Source organism: Rubripirellula obstinata (genome assembly GCF_001642955.1).
In the GTDB taxonomy this organism is placed as follows: domain Bacteria; phylum Planctomycetota; class Planctomycetia; order Pirellulales; family Pirellulaceae; genus Rubripirellula; species Rubripirellula obstinata.
Genome location: NZ_LWSK01000006.1, coordinates 79,843 through 95,799, shown reverse-complemented (window position 1 = coordinate 95,799; position 15,957 = coordinate 79,843). Strand labels below are relative to the sequence as shown.

General features: G+C 53.8%; 11 protein-coding genes. 3 read left to right on the top strand and 8 right to left on the bottom strand.

The window, feature by feature from the left end; all coding sequences use genetic code 11:
- Together RC85_RS03515 and RC85_RS03510 are read right to left on the bottom strand one after the other, a co-directional pair.
- Nucleotides 1–1,158 (bottom strand): sugar transferase, encoded by a 1,158-nt coding sequence (locus tag RC85_RS03515; protein WP_235033264.1) that lies wholly within the window; start codon nt 1,156–1,158, stop codon nt 1–3.
- Between the two features lie 158 nt (nt 1,159–1,316).
- Nucleotides 1,317–2,963, bottom strand: a complete 1,647-nt coding sequence (locus RC85_RS03510; RefSeq protein WP_068258693.1) for a GumC domain-containing protein — start codon at nt 2,961–2,963, stop codon at nt 1,317–1,319.
- A 319-nt stretch (nt 2,964–3,282) separates the two neighbouring features.
- Here RC85_RS03510 and RC85_RS03505 point away from each other — a divergent pair, with 319 nt between their 5' ends.
- On the top strand, nt 3,283–3,975 hold the full coding sequence (locus tag RC85_RS03505) for a class I SAM-dependent methyltransferase (protein WP_068258691.1): 693 nt from the start codon (nt 3,283–3,285) through the stop codon (nt 3,973–3,975).
- Between the two features lie 254 nt (nt 3,976–4,229).
- Here the strand turns inward: RC85_RS03505 and RC85_RS03500 are convergent, their stop codons facing one another.
- Entirely contained in the window at nt 4,230–5,885 is a 1,656-nt protein-coding gene (locus RC85_RS03500) for an alpha/beta hydrolase (protein ID WP_068258689.1), read from the bottom strand.
- Between the two features lie 219 nt (nt 5,886–6,104).
- Between RC85_RS03500 and RC85_RS03495 the strand changes: the two genes are divergently transcribed.
- Nucleotides 6,105–6,920: a thymidylate synthase gene (locus RC85_RS03495; protein WP_068258687.1), complete on the top strand. Its 816-nt coding sequence runs from the start codon at nt 6,105–6,107 to the stop codon at nt 6,918–6,920.
- Nucleotides 6,921–6,923: 3 nt separating this feature from the next.
- Here the strand turns inward: RC85_RS03495 and RC85_RS03490 are convergent, their stop codons facing one another.
- From RC85_RS03490 to RC85_RS03465, 5 genes are all read right to left on the bottom strand, one after another.
- Nucleotides 6,924–7,592 carry a zinc metallopeptidase gene (locus RC85_RS03490; RefSeq protein ID WP_068258685.1) on the bottom strand — a complete coding sequence of 223 codons (669 nt, stop codon included), beginning with the start codon at nt 7,590–7,592 and terminating at the stop codon, nt 6,924–6,926.
- 204 nt (nt 7,593–7,796) lie between these two features.
- A complete protein-coding gene (locus RC85_RS03485) occupies nt 7,797–10,820 on the bottom strand; it encodes a VWA domain-containing protein (protein ID WP_068258683.1) in 3,024 nt (1,007 codons plus the stop codon).
- Between the two features lie 105 nt (nt 10,821–10,925).
- Nucleotides 10,926–11,891: a type II CAAX endopeptidase family protein gene (locus tag RC85_RS03480; RefSeq protein ID WP_068258681.1), complete on the bottom strand. Its 966-nt coding sequence runs from the start codon at nt 11,889–11,891 to the stop codon at nt 10,926–10,928.
- A gap of 226 nt (nt 11,892–12,117) precedes the next feature.
- Nucleotides 12,118–13,140: an N-acetyl-gamma-glutamyl-phosphate reductase gene (argC, locus tag RC85_RS03470; RefSeq protein WP_068258676.1), complete on the bottom strand. Its 1,023-nt coding sequence runs from the start codon at nt 13,138–13,140 to the stop codon at nt 12,118–12,120.
- Between the two features lie 22 nt (nt 13,141–13,162).
- Entirely contained in the window at nt 13,163–14,506 is a 1,344-nt protein-coding gene (locus tag RC85_RS03465) for a putative sugar nucleotidyl transferase (RefSeq protein WP_261340464.1), read from the bottom strand.
- A gap of 194 nt (nt 14,507–14,700) precedes the next feature.
- On the opposite strand from RC85_RS03465, the gene RC85_RS03460 reads away from it, so the two are divergent.
- Nucleotides 14,701–15,837: a HEAT repeat domain-containing protein gene (locus RC85_RS03460; RefSeq protein WP_068258674.1), complete on the top strand. Its 1,137-nt coding sequence runs from the start codon at nt 14,701–14,703 to the stop codon at nt 15,835–15,837.
- The last annotated feature ends 120 nt before the right edge of the window (nt 15,838–15,957 follow it).

Below are 15,957 nucleotides of genomic sequence, written 5' to 3'. Positions count from 1 at the left end.
TTACTCGCTCCCACGTCCCAACATAGGAACCGTAACGGTCTTTGCGATTAATTTCAAATCCTCAAAGACATTGAATTGATCCAGGTAACGCAGATCCAAACGCATCCAATCATCAAAAGTCGTTACGCTCGATTTGTTGACCTGCCAATAGCAAGTCATCCCTGGACGGACGTCCAACCGACGACGGTGCCAAGCATCGCACGCTCTACTTTCGTGCCAAGGCAAAGGTCGAGGGCCAACCAGTGACATCTCTCCTCGCAAAACATTCAAAAGCTGAGGCAACTCGTCAACGCAAGTTTTACGAAGCAGGTGCCCGATCGGCGTCACGCGTGGATCGTGGCTAATCTTGAACGCAGGTCCGTCGCGATGACTTTGCTCACGTAGCGCGGCTTGAGACTTTTCAGCATCGACGACCATCGTTCGCAGCTTGTAAATCGTGAACGGCTTTCCGCCTTTGCCCTCGCGAGTCTGCTTGAACATTGCGGGCTGTCCATCGCCGCGTCGAATCGCAACGATCGCCGCAACCAAGACTGGACTAAGAACCACCAACCCAACCGACGAACCGACAATGTCCAGCGTTCGCTTGACTGCCATTCGATATTTGGGCTGGGGAACCAGAGCGTCTTCTGAGCTGACCTGAACTTCCCCGTTGACCGGCAACCAGCGAACTTCGACATCGTCACCGCGACGCCGGCCATCGTTTTTGTGACCGGGGTCAACACGATTTCCGCCGTTGTTCGAATCGTCGTCATCGGGCGAATCGTTGAACCCATTGGGATCGTGGACCTGAAGCTTCATTGTCACCTTCAATCCTTTGACGGCGGCTAAACCAGTCAAGCGATCGATGACGGTTCGGCCACCCATTTCTGGCGTATCCACCAAAAGGATCGCAAACCGCGAACCTCCCAGGAACGCTTTCTGATCGGTCATCCGCAGATTCCGATGCAACAGACGAATCAGCAATCGGGTTTGCCGACGGCGTCGCTGGACCGATTTGACGTCGATCGTGATGACACAAAACGGCATTGCACGACGCGTCGCACGCAATCGTTCGCGAGCGACTTCGCGGTTCAATTGGCCAGCCGTCAACAACAACGGGTCACGAACACCGTTGACTTTAAGCCGATCAGTCCAATAGGGAATTAATGCTCCGAGCACTTCGCTATAACCTTATCGCCAAGCGGTAGTGAGACCTTCACTTTCGCAGTTGGCTTGAGATGAAATGTTGACCGTCGTCTTGACGGATCGATGGATGTAAAAACAGGATGCAACAACAATCGGGTGATCAGCTAACTCTGCAACAGGATGCTATCCCGTTAGCGAGGAACCTTCACCCAGCTTCTTTCTTCTTCCTCTTGATCTGACGAAACATGCGTCAAGCCATCTGCCGTGGAATACGAGTCCGCTTCGTCAGCGGCTTCCATAGGCACGACGATTTTGTCTGATTTGCGGCGACCTGATGAATCACGGTTGGAACTGACCTTTGACCCTACCGGATTGTCACGAACCAAGGCTTGCAGGACACCGACACACAGACCTAGCAAACCGCCCAGGCCAAACAAGATCGCTCGTGGTGGACCGACTTTCTTCAGGTTAAGCGAAGCGTTTTGAATCACGGAAACGTCTGACATCTCTTGCATGTCCAATTCGTGCATCAGACGCGTTGATTCAAGACTTTCCGAGTGATCCAGGTAAATGTTTTCAGCGATTTCCGCCTTCCAAGCCAACTCGTTCAAGACAACCGCGTCCTTCGTCAAACGCTTGGCGTCCTGTTTGGCCGCTGCCAAACTACGGCTAACGGAATCGCGGCGGCTGCGTAGCCCGGCTGTTTTTGCCATGGCAACTTCATAATCAGTTTCTAACTTGACTCGAATCGGGTTGATGGCCTCCGTACTCTGCTGACGCTCGCTTCCAACCGAATCAACAATCTCTGCACCGGAACTCATTTTTTCGCGAAGCAGTTTGTAACGAGGGTGGCTGGTGGTGACCTTCGCCAGTTTTTCGCCATCGTTGAGCTGTGATTCATAAAGCTGACTTCGCATCAGGTCGGCTGCTTCGTTGGCAACCTGCATCGTTTCCATCGGGATCCATTCTTTGATTCCGGCTAGTCGCTGTTTCAAGACTTTGGTTCGGCTTTCCGAATCCGCCAAATCACTCTCGGCTTTGTCGAGCGCAATTTCCAACTCAACCATTCGTTCCTGAATCGCCTTTTCGGCCGACTCAGCACTCATCCAACCCATGTCTTGACGAGCTTGCTGCAATGCTTCGTGCGACGCAAGCGCTGCACCACGACTGTCCTTAGACTGCTGTTCAAAGAAGTCGAGCGAACCGTTAGATCGGTGAGCCTCGACGTGATAGGCCCCATACTCATCCAAAATTGCTTGAACGATTTCCTGAACCAGCATCGGGTCGCTACCCTTGGCCAGCACCGAAATCGTATAGCTGTCCTTGGGAACCGTAACGGTGACAGCCTTCGCGACTTTCTTAACCGCAACTTCGTGAGCGAGTTGCTGGGCAGTTTCAATTCGGTCGTTATTGCTTTCGCTCTGCTGGGTCGCTTCCTTTGCTTCGTTGGAGCTGACTAAGTTGCCAACTTTTTCGATCCAGTTTCGCGGATGATTGATTTCACGAGCCCCAACCTTCCGAACGACACGGTCCATGATTTCTCGGCTGGTCAGCATCTGTGAAATTGAATTCACTTCTGAACTGCGACTCTCTTGAAGCGATACTGATCGAGTTGGTTCTGTCGTCGGATCCATCGAAACCGCACCGCGACCGAGCCGAGCGTAAAACAAACCGTCACTCGCGTACTGGTTCGGCCAAGCTAACAATAAGCCTCCGATCAACAGCATCACCAACAGCGTCGTCACTAAAACGCTGGGCAGGCGACGGGAAATAGAACGCACCAAGTCCGCCGGTGTGACCGTCGCCCAGGACTCAGGTGATGTGTGACTTTGATCCATGATCGTTGAACTCGACAAAAGCGTTGGTAGCAGGAACTGATTCTTCCAAAGAAATTCTTCTAGAGAAGCATGAACAATTGTCCCTAAGTTAATCCGCTGTGCCCCAAGCCCAAGACTTTCTACCGCTCAAAGCATCGTTTCGCCCTATGTTTTAGTTGCCCAGGGGTGTCAATTGATACCGGTTGCGCAGATTTTTCTGCCAATGACGCCTGATCGGGCTGGTTTTGCACTCTAGGGGCGGTCTTTTCCCTCTTATTGCAAGCAAATCAATTTGATTCAAACTGTTTTTTGACCTACGCACCATCAAGAGTCCAAAATCGTGACATTGCCCCGCACCCCTGAACCTATCGCCGATCCCAAAGCGGAATCGGATTTGTATCGTCAAATGGACCACAATGACGTCAACGGTCGCTTCGTCAGCGACTTACTCTCCGCAGGAAAAGTCGGCAAACATGTTGTCGATCTCGGCTGTGGACCGGCCGACATCCCGATCAAACTGGTGACCAGAATTCAGGAACTCGGTCAGGAACTGGAACAGGATGTTCAAGTCATGGGCATCGATTTCGAGCCTGAGATGCTGACGATCGCAAAAGAGGAAATTGACTTCGCGGGCATGATCGGCCAGATCATTCTTGAACAAGCCGACGCATCCAACCTGGTCGGCTTTGATGACGCGATGGCTGATACAGTCATCTCCAACACGTTCCTGCATCATCTGGATCATCCCGTCAAAGGGATGGCTGAAGCAGTACGGATATTGAAACCGAGCGGACGTTTGTTTATCCGAGATCTGTATCGCCCGGAGACTGCCGCACAGGTTGAAGATCTGGTCGCCCTGCACGCTGGCAATGAAAACAACGATGCAAAACAGATGCTGCGTCAATCACTTCATGCAGCGCTGACGCTTGAAGAGATCACCAGCATCGCGAAAGGTCTGGGAATCTCAAATGAGAATGTTGTGATGACCAGCGATCGCCATTGGACGATCGACTGGACCAAACCGAATCACTAAACATCGTCTAAAAAAACGCCCGTAGGCAAATCTCTTAATTGTCCGTTCGCCATGACGCGTCATCCTTCGGGACGATTTGTTTCATCCGCCTGGGCATCGCCCCACGCCGTGAAGAGTTTCCAAATTGTTTAACCGCGTGGGCATCGCCCCGCGCGTCCACGCGGAACCAAACGCGCGGGGCGATGCCCACGCGGCTAAACGAACCAACACGTGTTTTCCGGGACCAAGACTCTTCACGGTGTTGGGTTTCGCACCTACGGTTTCGGTGCGACTTTTAGACGAAAAATCTCTTTTAGCTTTTCAACTTGTTTGGGCGATCCATATTCGGGCTGCGTCACCGCGACCCAACCGTCGATGTAGCTCGATGGAGCGTAATTGTGGCCGTGTCCGATCGGCACGGTCGTCGCCATCGGAAGGTCGAATCCGATTTGCAAGAACGTGATGATCGGATACCAACGAAGATGCGGCGAGACGTCGGGGCCAGGCGGATCGGTCAACCACGCGGGGCGATTCCACGCCAAGCTAGGCGAAAACCAAACCATCGGATCGCTCGAATACTGGATGTACACGTCACGCATCGGCCCCCACTCCTTTTCGGGCTGCAACGAGTTTTCCTGAGCGGTAAATCGCAGCAGTCTTCCGTCGCGGAACGTCGGCAACCACGCCGGGCTGTCCGGATTACGATTGCGAACGACCGAATTCCACTGCTTGCTCGGAAACGGCGGCCCGCTCCACAACGCACCATCGATCGGATCTTCAAAAATCGTCAACAGGTCAGCGGACTCTTCCGATCCCAACGAACCAAGACTCAAACCCTGCAAATAAAGTCGAGGACGGTCGTCCTTGGGCAGTGTTTTCCAATGCCCATAGACTTCGTCAAATAAAGCTCTCGCCGAATCGATCGAACGCTGCGGGTCGACCAAGATCGTGATCCAACTGGGCAAGTACGAATACTGAATGCTGACGATCGCGGTGTCGCCACCATGCAGGTACTCGACCGTGTCGACCGCCGACGGATCCAGCCAACCCGTGCCCGTCGGTGTGGCGACGATTAACACGGATCGATCAAAGCCGCCAACTCGCTTGAGTTCGTCCACCGCCAGTTTGGCTCGGCCCTGCATTGTCGGGCGAGATCTAACGCCGGCGTAAACGCGAATCGGTCGCTGAGCTTCTTCGCCAATGAAGTTCGTGATTTCTGCCTCGGTTGGACCGAGGGCCAGGAAGTTTTTGCCTTGACGTCCGATCGAATCCCAATTGACCAGCGACGCTTCGCTGCCGGTTTTCGCATCGTCGGTTGGCGGTTCGACATCGTCATCGCTTCGTTCATCCAACTTGGCGAAAAACGAATCGGCCGCTGACAACAAGTTCTTCGCAACAAGGTCGTTGGAAAGGAACAGCACCACCGCACCAACGATGATGAACCCAATCGTGATGGCGACCCTGCGCGGGAAGAACCGATCCAGGCGGTCGGCCAACCATCCGCTAGCAGCAACCAACAACCGGGCCAACGTCACCAAGATCGCTCCCAGCAAGACTGCGATGATCGCGGTACGGTAGGGATAGGTGGTTTCCAAATCGTCCACGCCCATCAGGTCGCGGATTGAATTTTGCCAATACGTCATTCGCCAAACGAAGCCAACAAACAAGACCGCCACTGCACCGGCAGTGATGCGTTTGGCAATCGTTTGGGTGCGACCGCCGGGTTCGCGAAATCCAAAAAACTGGTAGATCCAAACCAGCACCACGCCAACGCAATAACCGATCGCCAACGCAAAGCCCGACAAGATTCCCTGAACCAGATAAGTTCGTGGCAGCAACGACGGCGTGACCGAAGCGGCAAAGAACAACGCCGCCACCATCAATCCGATGAAAGAAAAGGAGTCTTTGTATTGGATCAGACGCTGTTTCATTTTGCCCTGCCGGAATCTTGTCTTCGTTCTTTGTGCTGAATTTTAAACAGACAATACCGACAAAACTCCTCGCTGGCAAAATAGGCGTGGCGCAATCCTGTTTTTTGTGCTGGTACAACTTCCGCCCAAAGCACTCTACAATCTGCGCGATGCCAACGATGGCATGCGGAATCATCAGGCAAAACGCTTACACCTTCTCTGCTGTTAAGAATTCAAACGATGCGTACTTATTTGCAACTGCTCGACGAAGTGCTTCATCATGGGCTTGATCGCGACGACCGCACCGGTGTTGGCACCCGTGGTTTGTTCGGCCGACAAATGCGGTTTGATCTCAGCGAAGGGTTTCCCTTGCTGACAAGCAAAAAACTGCACGTTCGATCGATTATTTACGAACTGCTGTGGTTCTTAAAAGGCGACACGAACATTCGATTCCTTCAAGAGAACGGAGTCAAAATCTGGGACGAATGGGCCGACGAGAATGGCGACCTTGGGCCAGTCTACGGCCACCAATGGCGAAGCTGGTCAGCCGGCAAAACAAAGGACGGCGAAGGCCCCAGCGAAACGATCGACCAAATCGCATGGGTGCAAAACGAAATTCGCACCAATCCGAAATCCAGACGATTGATCGTGTCGGCATGGAACGTCGCCGACGTTCCCGGGATGGCGTTGCCTCCATGCCACTTGTTGTTTCAGTTTTACGTCGCAGGCGATCGACTGTCATGCCAGTTGTACCAACGTAGCGCAGACATGTTCCTGGGCGTTCCATTCAACATCGCCAGCTACGCGTTGTTGACGATGATGATGGCGAAAGTCACAGGTCTGAAACCGGGCGAGTTCGTTCACACGTTGGGCGACCTGCACCTGTACCGAAATCACTTTGAACAAGCCAAGCTGCAACTGACCCGGCACCCGCGGCCACTGCCCAAGATGCAAATCACTTCAACGCCCGATTCCATCGATGGCTTCACCTACGATGATTTCAAGCTGCTCGACTATGATCCCCATCCCGCGATCAAGGCACCGGTGGCGGTGTGATCGCTACCGCCGATTGCCCGACAAGATGAACAAGTAATACGCAAGCGTCATGACCGACTGAAGCGTCGCCGCAACGTAGGTCAGCGCTGCTGCATTGAGCACTTTGGCAACATACCTCTCTTCGTCACGTGCGATCAGTCCCTGTGAAACAAGTTCCTCTCTTGCACGACTGCTGGCGTCAAATTCAACTGGCAAGTTGATGATCTGAAAGAACACCACTGCCGAGAAGAAAATAACCCCGAGCCATGCCAGTGGCGTCAGCCCGATCATGATCCCGAAGAACAGCATCGACATGCCGATGCCGCTGCCAAAATTTGCCGCAGGAACCGCAGCGTTGCGAATCACAAGCGGAGCGTAATTCTGAGCGTCCTGAAAAGCATGTCCGGCTTCGTGGCAGGCAACACCCAACGCCGCCATCGAGCGGCCACCGTAAACGTCAGGACTCAATCGCAGCACCTTGGCACGAGGATCATAATGATCACTTAGGTGACCCTGAATCGGTTCGATCCCCACCGACTGCATCCCGGCATTGTCTAGCATTTGCCGCGCCGCCTCTGCACCACTCATCCGAGCCGGCACTTTGCTCATCTTGGCGAACGACGACTTCACCTTCCACTGAGCGTAAAAACCCAGGCCCATCGGCACAATCATCAGCAAAATCAACAGGCCCATCAATCAATTCCTATTCGGGTGTGGAACGCCAAAATGGCGGGGTCTCGGTAACTATACGCTATCAAGCAATTCGCGGACCACTGATACCACCTATAGATAAAAGTTAACCACGGATGGCTTTCGCGGAACCACGGATGTTGTGGGCGGAGAAATAGGTGTAGAGGTCGTGCGAAAAATCCGTGGTTCCGCGAAAGCCATCCGTGGTTAACTCTTCTTCGAGTTTTTCGCCTTCCGCTTGGCCTCCAGCAACCGTTCGGTATAGCTTTTTTGATCCTCAGCATCGACCTGCTTGGCTGGCTTCTTAGAAACCGCCCCAGTCGATGGTTGGTCCAGCGTCGTGTCGGAATCCGTGTTCACATTCTCGGACTCGAATCGGACGCTTGCCCGACGTCGCTCGATCGATTCACCCATCGCCTCTTTATTTCGCCGCAGCGTGTCCAGCCGAGCCGTGGTGGTAACGTCTTGATCGCTCACTTTGCCGCGAACCTTTTCGACTGCCTTTCCTAACCAACCCAAGTCCACCGAAACCCGCCGCACAAAGACATCGCCGAGAAAAGTGACGCAGCCGAGCAGCACGAACCAGGGCCAGGCGTCACGAATGCTGCGTGCCAGCGGCAAACCACCGCGGAACGAATCGGAATCGATCAATTCTTCGGACGGCTGCGATCTCAGCGGCGGCGTCATCATTCCTGCTTCACCACCGTCTGGTTTCAAAGACACCAGCGATTGCATCAACGCTTCGTTGCTCTCACGCACTCGGTATTCTTCGCTGTAGGGAACCGTAACACCGGTTGTCAGCGGAGTTTCGCCGGCGGCGGGCAGCACGTTGACAAAGTAGCTTCCGGCTTGGTCACCGGGGAACGAACCGACATAGCGTCCCGGCGCTGCTTGCTTCATCCGCAGCGGGATTGGTTTCAAATCCGGTCCCAACGCTGTCGCGTTCATATCCAAGAAGTTCAAAAACGCGTCGTCTTGGCTGAGCGCGTTGACCACAACCTGGACTTCTCCTTCACGAACCGAAGTCGCGATGGAAAACTTCCCCGTATCACCAGTCGGTCTCATCAACCAACGCACCAACTGAGAATAAAACTTGTCGTAGCCCGCCCACTCGTTCCAATCCCCTGCCCACCTGGCACCACTGTCCGTTGTTAGCACCGCGGTGCGTCCCAAACCGTAAGTCCACACAGCCAAGATGGTTGCATTTTCAGGTGATTCCGGCTTGGGCGACTGAATCAAAACCTGCGACAACGGACTGTCCTTGACCTGAGTCAAAACGAAGCCGTTGACGTTGGGCAGAACCCGATCGACTCCATCCAGCAAAGCATGCGGAAACACGACCTCGGGAATCGCTCCACCAGGCGGTTCATAAACCAACGGCTTGGCGACTCGACGAGCTTCCCGCTGAAAAATCTTTGGCAATGCACGCCCGCTGGCAACTGCGTAATACTTGCCGCCAGTCGTGGTTGCGATCTGTCGTAGTCGCTGTGAATCCGACAAGCCGTGGGACGCCACGGCGACGGTACTGATCGTGATATTGTTCTTTTTGAAATCGCTAATCGTTGACGGCGACGGCGCGGTTGGATCGCCGTCGCTGATGATGACGCAGTGCTTTACTGACGCGGGCGTTCGCGTCAGCCCCGTAACCGCCATTCGCATCGCCGGATCAAATTGCGGCATATCGCCGGGCGACATTCGGCCCAATGCCGCCAGCATTGCCTTGCGGTTGGTACCGACCTCCAGCAACCCATTTCGGCCACCCCACATCCACGCATCGCCTCGCATGGTCCAGTGCAAAACACCGGCATAATCTGCTGGGCCAAGTTGTTCGATCGCGGACTTGGCAATCACTTTTTGCCAATAGTTTCCATCCGCCATTTCGCTGGCGTGCATGATCAACGCCAACGCCCCGACGGCTTGAATTTTGGTGTTCTTGATCTTGAAATCCACCGGCATCGCTTCTTCAACCTTGGTCCCGGTCCATCCACCGGCACCAAACGCTTCGGGTCCACCGATCATCAACAACCCAGCGCCCAATTGCCGGGTATTGCTGACCAACATGTCAATTTGCTGATCCGAAAACGAAGTAATCTGATCGCTCGTTTCACCAGACACCCTGGGAACGCCCGCCAAGATGACCGCGTCGTAAGCTTGCAGTTCCGCCAGCGATCCAAACAGTTCATCACTCGGCTGCGTGACGACTTCGATGTTGTTGTCCCGCAGCGCCTCGATCATTAAATCAAAGTCACCATTGCGAGATCGCTCCTCCACCAACAACACACGTCCCTTCCCGCGAACGTAGGTGTAAGCGGTCGCTTGATTGTTTTGCGACAACCCGTCATCGTCGTCGGTGTCAGGGACAAACTCAGCTTCATAGACGTAGGCCGCTGGTTGTTCGATTTGGTGCCGCAACGGAAAGACGTTCTTTCCAGCATCCAGCGTGATGTCTTCTTCCAGCAACAACGTTTCTTCGCCACCGACTTGCTGTTTGACTCGCAACTTTCCTCGGACAGATTCCGTTTTTTCAGCGTCCGAGTAATTGTTGACCACAATCCTAGCCTCGAACGGTTGCCCTTTGCGAATGTTGTTGGGCAGGTCGATTTTTTCGACCAACACTTCGCTCTGTGCTTCCAACAACACCGGAACCACATCGATCCCGATCCCCGACTTGGCAACCTGCGTCGCAATGCCGCTGGCGGTACCAATGTTCTCGTTCCCGTCGGTCACGATCACGATCCGCCGCGACGTGTCCTCTGGCATCGACGCTTTGGCCAGATCGATGGCGGATTCCAAATTGGTCGCGTCCAAACGGCCGCCCAAACTCTCCAGCCGACGCAGTGCAGGAATGTCATCATCAAAAGGCGGGATTTCGATCGCCGCGTCACGACCAAACACCACGATGCCCGCGCGATCTTCACGCGTCCGATCGCGATGCCGGCGAACGTTGCGAATGACAAAGTCCAACATCACCTGACGCTTTGCCTGCGGAATGCTCTCGCTTTGATCCAGCAAGTACATCACCGTCACCCGATCGCTGACGCGGACCAATTGCACACCCGCCAGCGCAAACACAATCGCCGACCATACTGCCGTGCGAAACAAAAGAGCCGCCACGCGTCGGAAATTCCCGAGCGCCGCCAACCGAGAAAACCCAACCCACCAAATCAATGGCAGTGCAGCAAGCAACCAAAGATAAGCCGGATGATCAAAACCGAGGCGATAAGGCGTCATTGAAATTCTCGTAGGTTCGGTTCTCACCGGCCAGTTTGTGCCAGCCAATCTGTCATCGGCCGTTGGGTACCGGCCCTACCTACAGTCTATCAAATGCCAGCTCGCTCAAACTACCGCCGGTTCTGCCACAACGCCAGCCGATTCGTCTGCCGGTGGTGGCCCAAATGCAATCGATGCTGTGACGGTCGCCGACATGCCCGCGATCCCCAAGGCAATGATTGCCAACGAGACTGCAATCACCGGCGCGGCCAACACGTCGGCTTCACCTTCCGGTGCCATCACGACCGCAACCACGCTGATGACATTATTAACGAAGTGACCCATCATCGCGGGGATCAGCGAACCACTTCGCCAACTGACCCACCCCAGAAAAACGCCCATGGGAAAGACCGCAATCACATGCACCAAATCCATGTGAAAGATCGCGAACAGGAACGATGCAATCAGAATTCCGATAATCGGATGCCAGGCCTTAACCAATCGAGTTTGAATGTAGCCACGGAAAAGCAATTCCTCGCAAACCGCAGGTGTCAAACCGATCATCATCGATAGCGGGATCAGAAATCCGGACGCACCGTGGTCGCGAAAAATCTGACTCATCTCTTTCAGGCTCTCGCTCTCATTCAAAAACATCCCGCACACCATGCTGGACACCAACCCGACCAGCGGCGTTGCCAATGCCGCGGCAAACCAAACCCAGATCGGCCAATGCCCACGGACCAACGATAGCCGCTGCATCAACGGTGTCGGCGATAACCGGGCGGCAATGATCGCAGGAAGCACCAAGGCAAACTGCGGCAGCACAACCATAATGAACAACCCCAGACGATCACGCGACACTTCCAAGATTTTCGACGTATCGCCCAGCAATTCCAAGCTCAGTTCGCCGTGAACGACAAAGATCGCGACGAAGGTGAATACCACGCTGGCAAAAAAGAACGTCGCGATTGACGCGAGCACAATCGCAAACACGGTCCACAACCGATATCGCGGCGTTGGCAAAATCTCGACAGGCTGCGGCATTTCAGGCTGCGGCGCGTCGAAATTCGCATATGGATTTGGCTCTTCCATCAATCAGCCCGCTCAAACAACAAGAAACAAATTATACAAAACGCAAAACCCACTATAACGCGAGCACAAATCCATCAAGCTAATTTCCATGCTGAAGATGGGCAAAACGATGCAGCGGCAAAACGATTTTTGGTTCGCCTCAACCGACCGCGCATCATCGTTTTTGCCCCTCCATCGCTTTTGCCCCTCCATCGTTTTGTCCAAAATTCGCCTGACGAGACAACTCTTAATTCAAACCGATCGTTTGCTCCAAACCAAACATCACATTCATATTTTGAATCGCCGCTCCACTGGCTCCTTTAGCCAAGTTATCGATTACGCAAACCAGGACCAGTCGATCTCCGCTAACGCGAACTGACATCTGCACAAAATTGGTTCCCGCCACATGCTTGGTCGCTGGCAAGTGATCGACCGGCGATACAAACGGATGATCGCGATACGCTTCCTGCCAGCACTGCATCACAGCATCAGCGGACGCCGATTTAGGACGAACATAAATCGTCGACAAAATCCCGCGATCCATCGGAGTCAAATGCGGCGTAAAGATCGTTGAAACTTCTGAACCCGCGATCCGGTGTACAAGATCATCAATTTCAGGACCGTGGCGATGCGTTCCCACACCATAAGCCGCGATCGATTCATTCGTTTCGCAGTAAAGCGTTGCCACCTTCGCACTTCGCCCCGCGCCACTGACACCGCTTTTTGAATCGATGATGATGTCGTCGCACTCGACCAAACCCGCTTTGACCAACGGCGCAAGCGGCAAGATCGCTGACGTTGGATAACAGCCCGGATTGGCGACCACATCAGCCTTGGCAATCTCCGCCGCAAAGAACTCGGGCATGCCATAGGCCACGTTTCCAATCCGCTCGGGCCACGGATGCTTCACGCCGTACCACTTCTCGTAAACTTCCAAACTGGAAAGCCGGAAATCCGCACTGAAATCGATCACGCGAACTCCCGTATCAACCAACTGGCGGACAGTTTCAGCGGATGCACCATGCGGCAAGCAGCACATCACAACGTCGCACTTGGCCGCGATTGATTCCGCGTCAAAGGTCTCAATCGCGACGCTGCATCGCCCAGCCAATGATGGATGAATTTCGGCTAGCGGCTTTCCTTCATCAGCGCGGCTGGTTGCGGCAACCAGTTCGGCACCGGGGTGCGATTGCAATAACCTTGCAGCTTCCAACGCCGTGTAACCGGTGGCACCGATGATGCCAACGCGAATAGGTGGATTCGTTTTCATATTCAATCGAACAGAGGTGGTTTTACAAAATGTCGGGTTCAGCGCTACGTTCGGCGGCAGTGATTTGATACATGTCGCGAATCAGTTGCATGTCGCATTCACGCTGCTGGACTTTCCGGCGTGCAAACATTCGCTTTTGAGTGTTGATCATCACATCGGTCGGCAACAAGGATGTCTGTCCGAACAGCCGAGCATAGTTGACGTAGCTTGGAACGTTGGACGTTACGAATCCGTACATCATGCTGCAAACGCCGATGACTTTCCCAGTGAAGATACTGGTGTTGATCGCAGTCTTGGAATAGTCGCCAATAAAGCAGCCTAAGAACTGCATGTCAGTCGCAACTTTTTCATCGCCGTAGTTGATATTGATCTTTCCGTACGTGTTCTTCAAATCACTGTTGCACGTCCCCGCCCCCAGGTTGATCCAACTGCCTAGATAACTGTGTCCCAAGAATCCATGGTGCTGTTTGTTGGTGTAGGGCTCGATGACGGACGCCTCGACCTCGCCGCCAGTCTTGGTAGTGTGCCCCAAAGCCACTCCGTCCTTCAATGCCGAGTGTTCAATCACTCTGGCGTTCGCCCCGGCATAGATCGGACCCGATAGATAACAAAACGGCCCGATGCTGCAGTTGTCTTCAAAGATGATCGGGCCATCGTCAGTGTTGATCACCGCATACTGTCCAATCTTGACATTCTTTCCAACAAAAACGCCATCGGACGTTTCGGTGTAATCCGCCAACGTCAGACGATGATTCATCGAAGACTCCATTTGAGTCATGTGGCACTTCACCACATCGTGCGGCCATCGGAACACACCGATTTGTTTGCTGTTGACCGCTTCGCCGATCGGGCTGAACTTCGCGGCAGCTTCCAAGACAACTTCAAAGGCATCACGGCCGGTTGTACCTGCGTCTGGGCTTGCGTCAGGGTTTGCGTTCGCCATTGCCGCTTGGCGAATCGCATGCAGATCTTTGCCAGTCACCCGAGCGACCAAGATCGATTGATCCTGCTGATCGATGATGACACCGGACTGACCGTGTTTGGCGGCCTGCAACAACGCTTCTCCCACTGAAACCGTTGGACTCAATCGAGCATTGACCAGCAGCAATCCGTCTTCGTAATCGTTCCAATCTTCGTCGTCGAATGTGGGCGGCAACGACTCGATTTCAAAATCAAGCTTCTGAATCAGTTTTAGGTGAGGCCGAATCTGTCCCCGCAGCCCGCTGCCAGTCGATTCGCTCAATCGCGTCAACCAATCCACCAACCGAAGCCCAGCACACGTGATCGCGTACGCAGGACGGCCGATCGTGATGGGGTGCAAATCAGACGCCTTGGAATCTTCAAAGGCAATGATGGTCATCGGCATGGGAAATAGTCGCGGTGGCGGGGTTCGCGTGGCGTCGGGTCGTAACGGTTGTTCAGTTTAATCGTTTTTGCCAACCAATCTCAGCCCACTCGATTCAGATTCATGACGCCTGGATTCACGAGTCGCGAACTAGGCTGGATGTTCACTTAATTTCGATCAGCCAGCGAAAACCAAGCCTTTCTTATTGCCGTTTTATGAATCTATCCAACGTTCTGTTCTCGTTGATCATTGCCGGGCTATGCAACCAGGTCGCGGTATCCCAGTCGATCGACGACTTGATTGATCAGCTAAATAGCGATCAATATCACGCTCGGCAAGCAGCCAAAGCAGATCTGATTACGTTGGCGAATTCGGGCAGTGCCGATTCATTGCGTGAAGGGCTCAAACATCCCTCGTTGGAAGTCCGATCGACGGTCGCCGAAATACTGGGGATGATTCGTCAACAAGAATTCGGCGACCAACTGCAACAAGTTTCTAACCCGAACGTACCGAGCGACGAACTGACCTCAACCGGTTGGAAAGAGTTTTCGTTAGTAGCAGGAAACGATATGGAAGCACGGCGCGCCTTTGTTGCCCTGTGTCGCAGGCATCCCACAGGATTGTCATCGATCAAATCCGTCAGCAACGCACACGCTGAATTCACCAATCCATTTCAAATCAACACCGACGATGGTGTTGGCTGGGTTCTGCTGCTGTTGTCCGAACTAAATTCCCCCAATTCTGGAAATGAATTCGACACTCAAGCCGCAACGCAAAGTTCTCGCATCGCAATGTCGCTGAGCCAACCAACGATGGGGCTTGATCTGCATGCGGTGGCGGATCGATCGGATGGATGCGGGACGATCTTCAGCCGTTTGGTCACCCGCTGGCTCGCGAAACACGACACAATTATCGATCGTCGAACAGCGATTCGCGTGGCCCTTCGCTACGATTGTGATCAAACCGCTTTGGCGATTGCTGAAAACGTGTTGAGCGTCCCGGACAGTCCAGCCGCATCAACCGTCACGGCAATGTTGGTCGTAGCAAAGCTAAACCAAACCAGTCAGAAGTTGAGTGATTTTGTCGACGACAATCGAACAGCACACGTCTGGCAATTGATCGCGGATCGCAAGATCAAGATTCAAACCCAAGTTCGTGATGTCGCGATCGCCTTGATGCTAAACCAAGCCGACCAAGACCCACGCCAATTCGGATTCAACTACCTGGAAGCCGATCCACTACTACGATTCCGTGACTACAGCCTCGGGTTCGAGAACGACCAGCTTCGCTCGATGGCTCACACCAAAGCACTGGATTTCCTGGCAACAAAACGGGGAACGCCCGAACAATAAGTGGCGAGCGGGAAATTAGTGTCGCTTTTCGCTCCGCGAAAGTAGCGAATCCGCTGCTTTCGCGGAGCGAAAGGCGACTATAAAAGGTCGCTCGTTCCTAAGTAGCGGACGCTCGCGAAA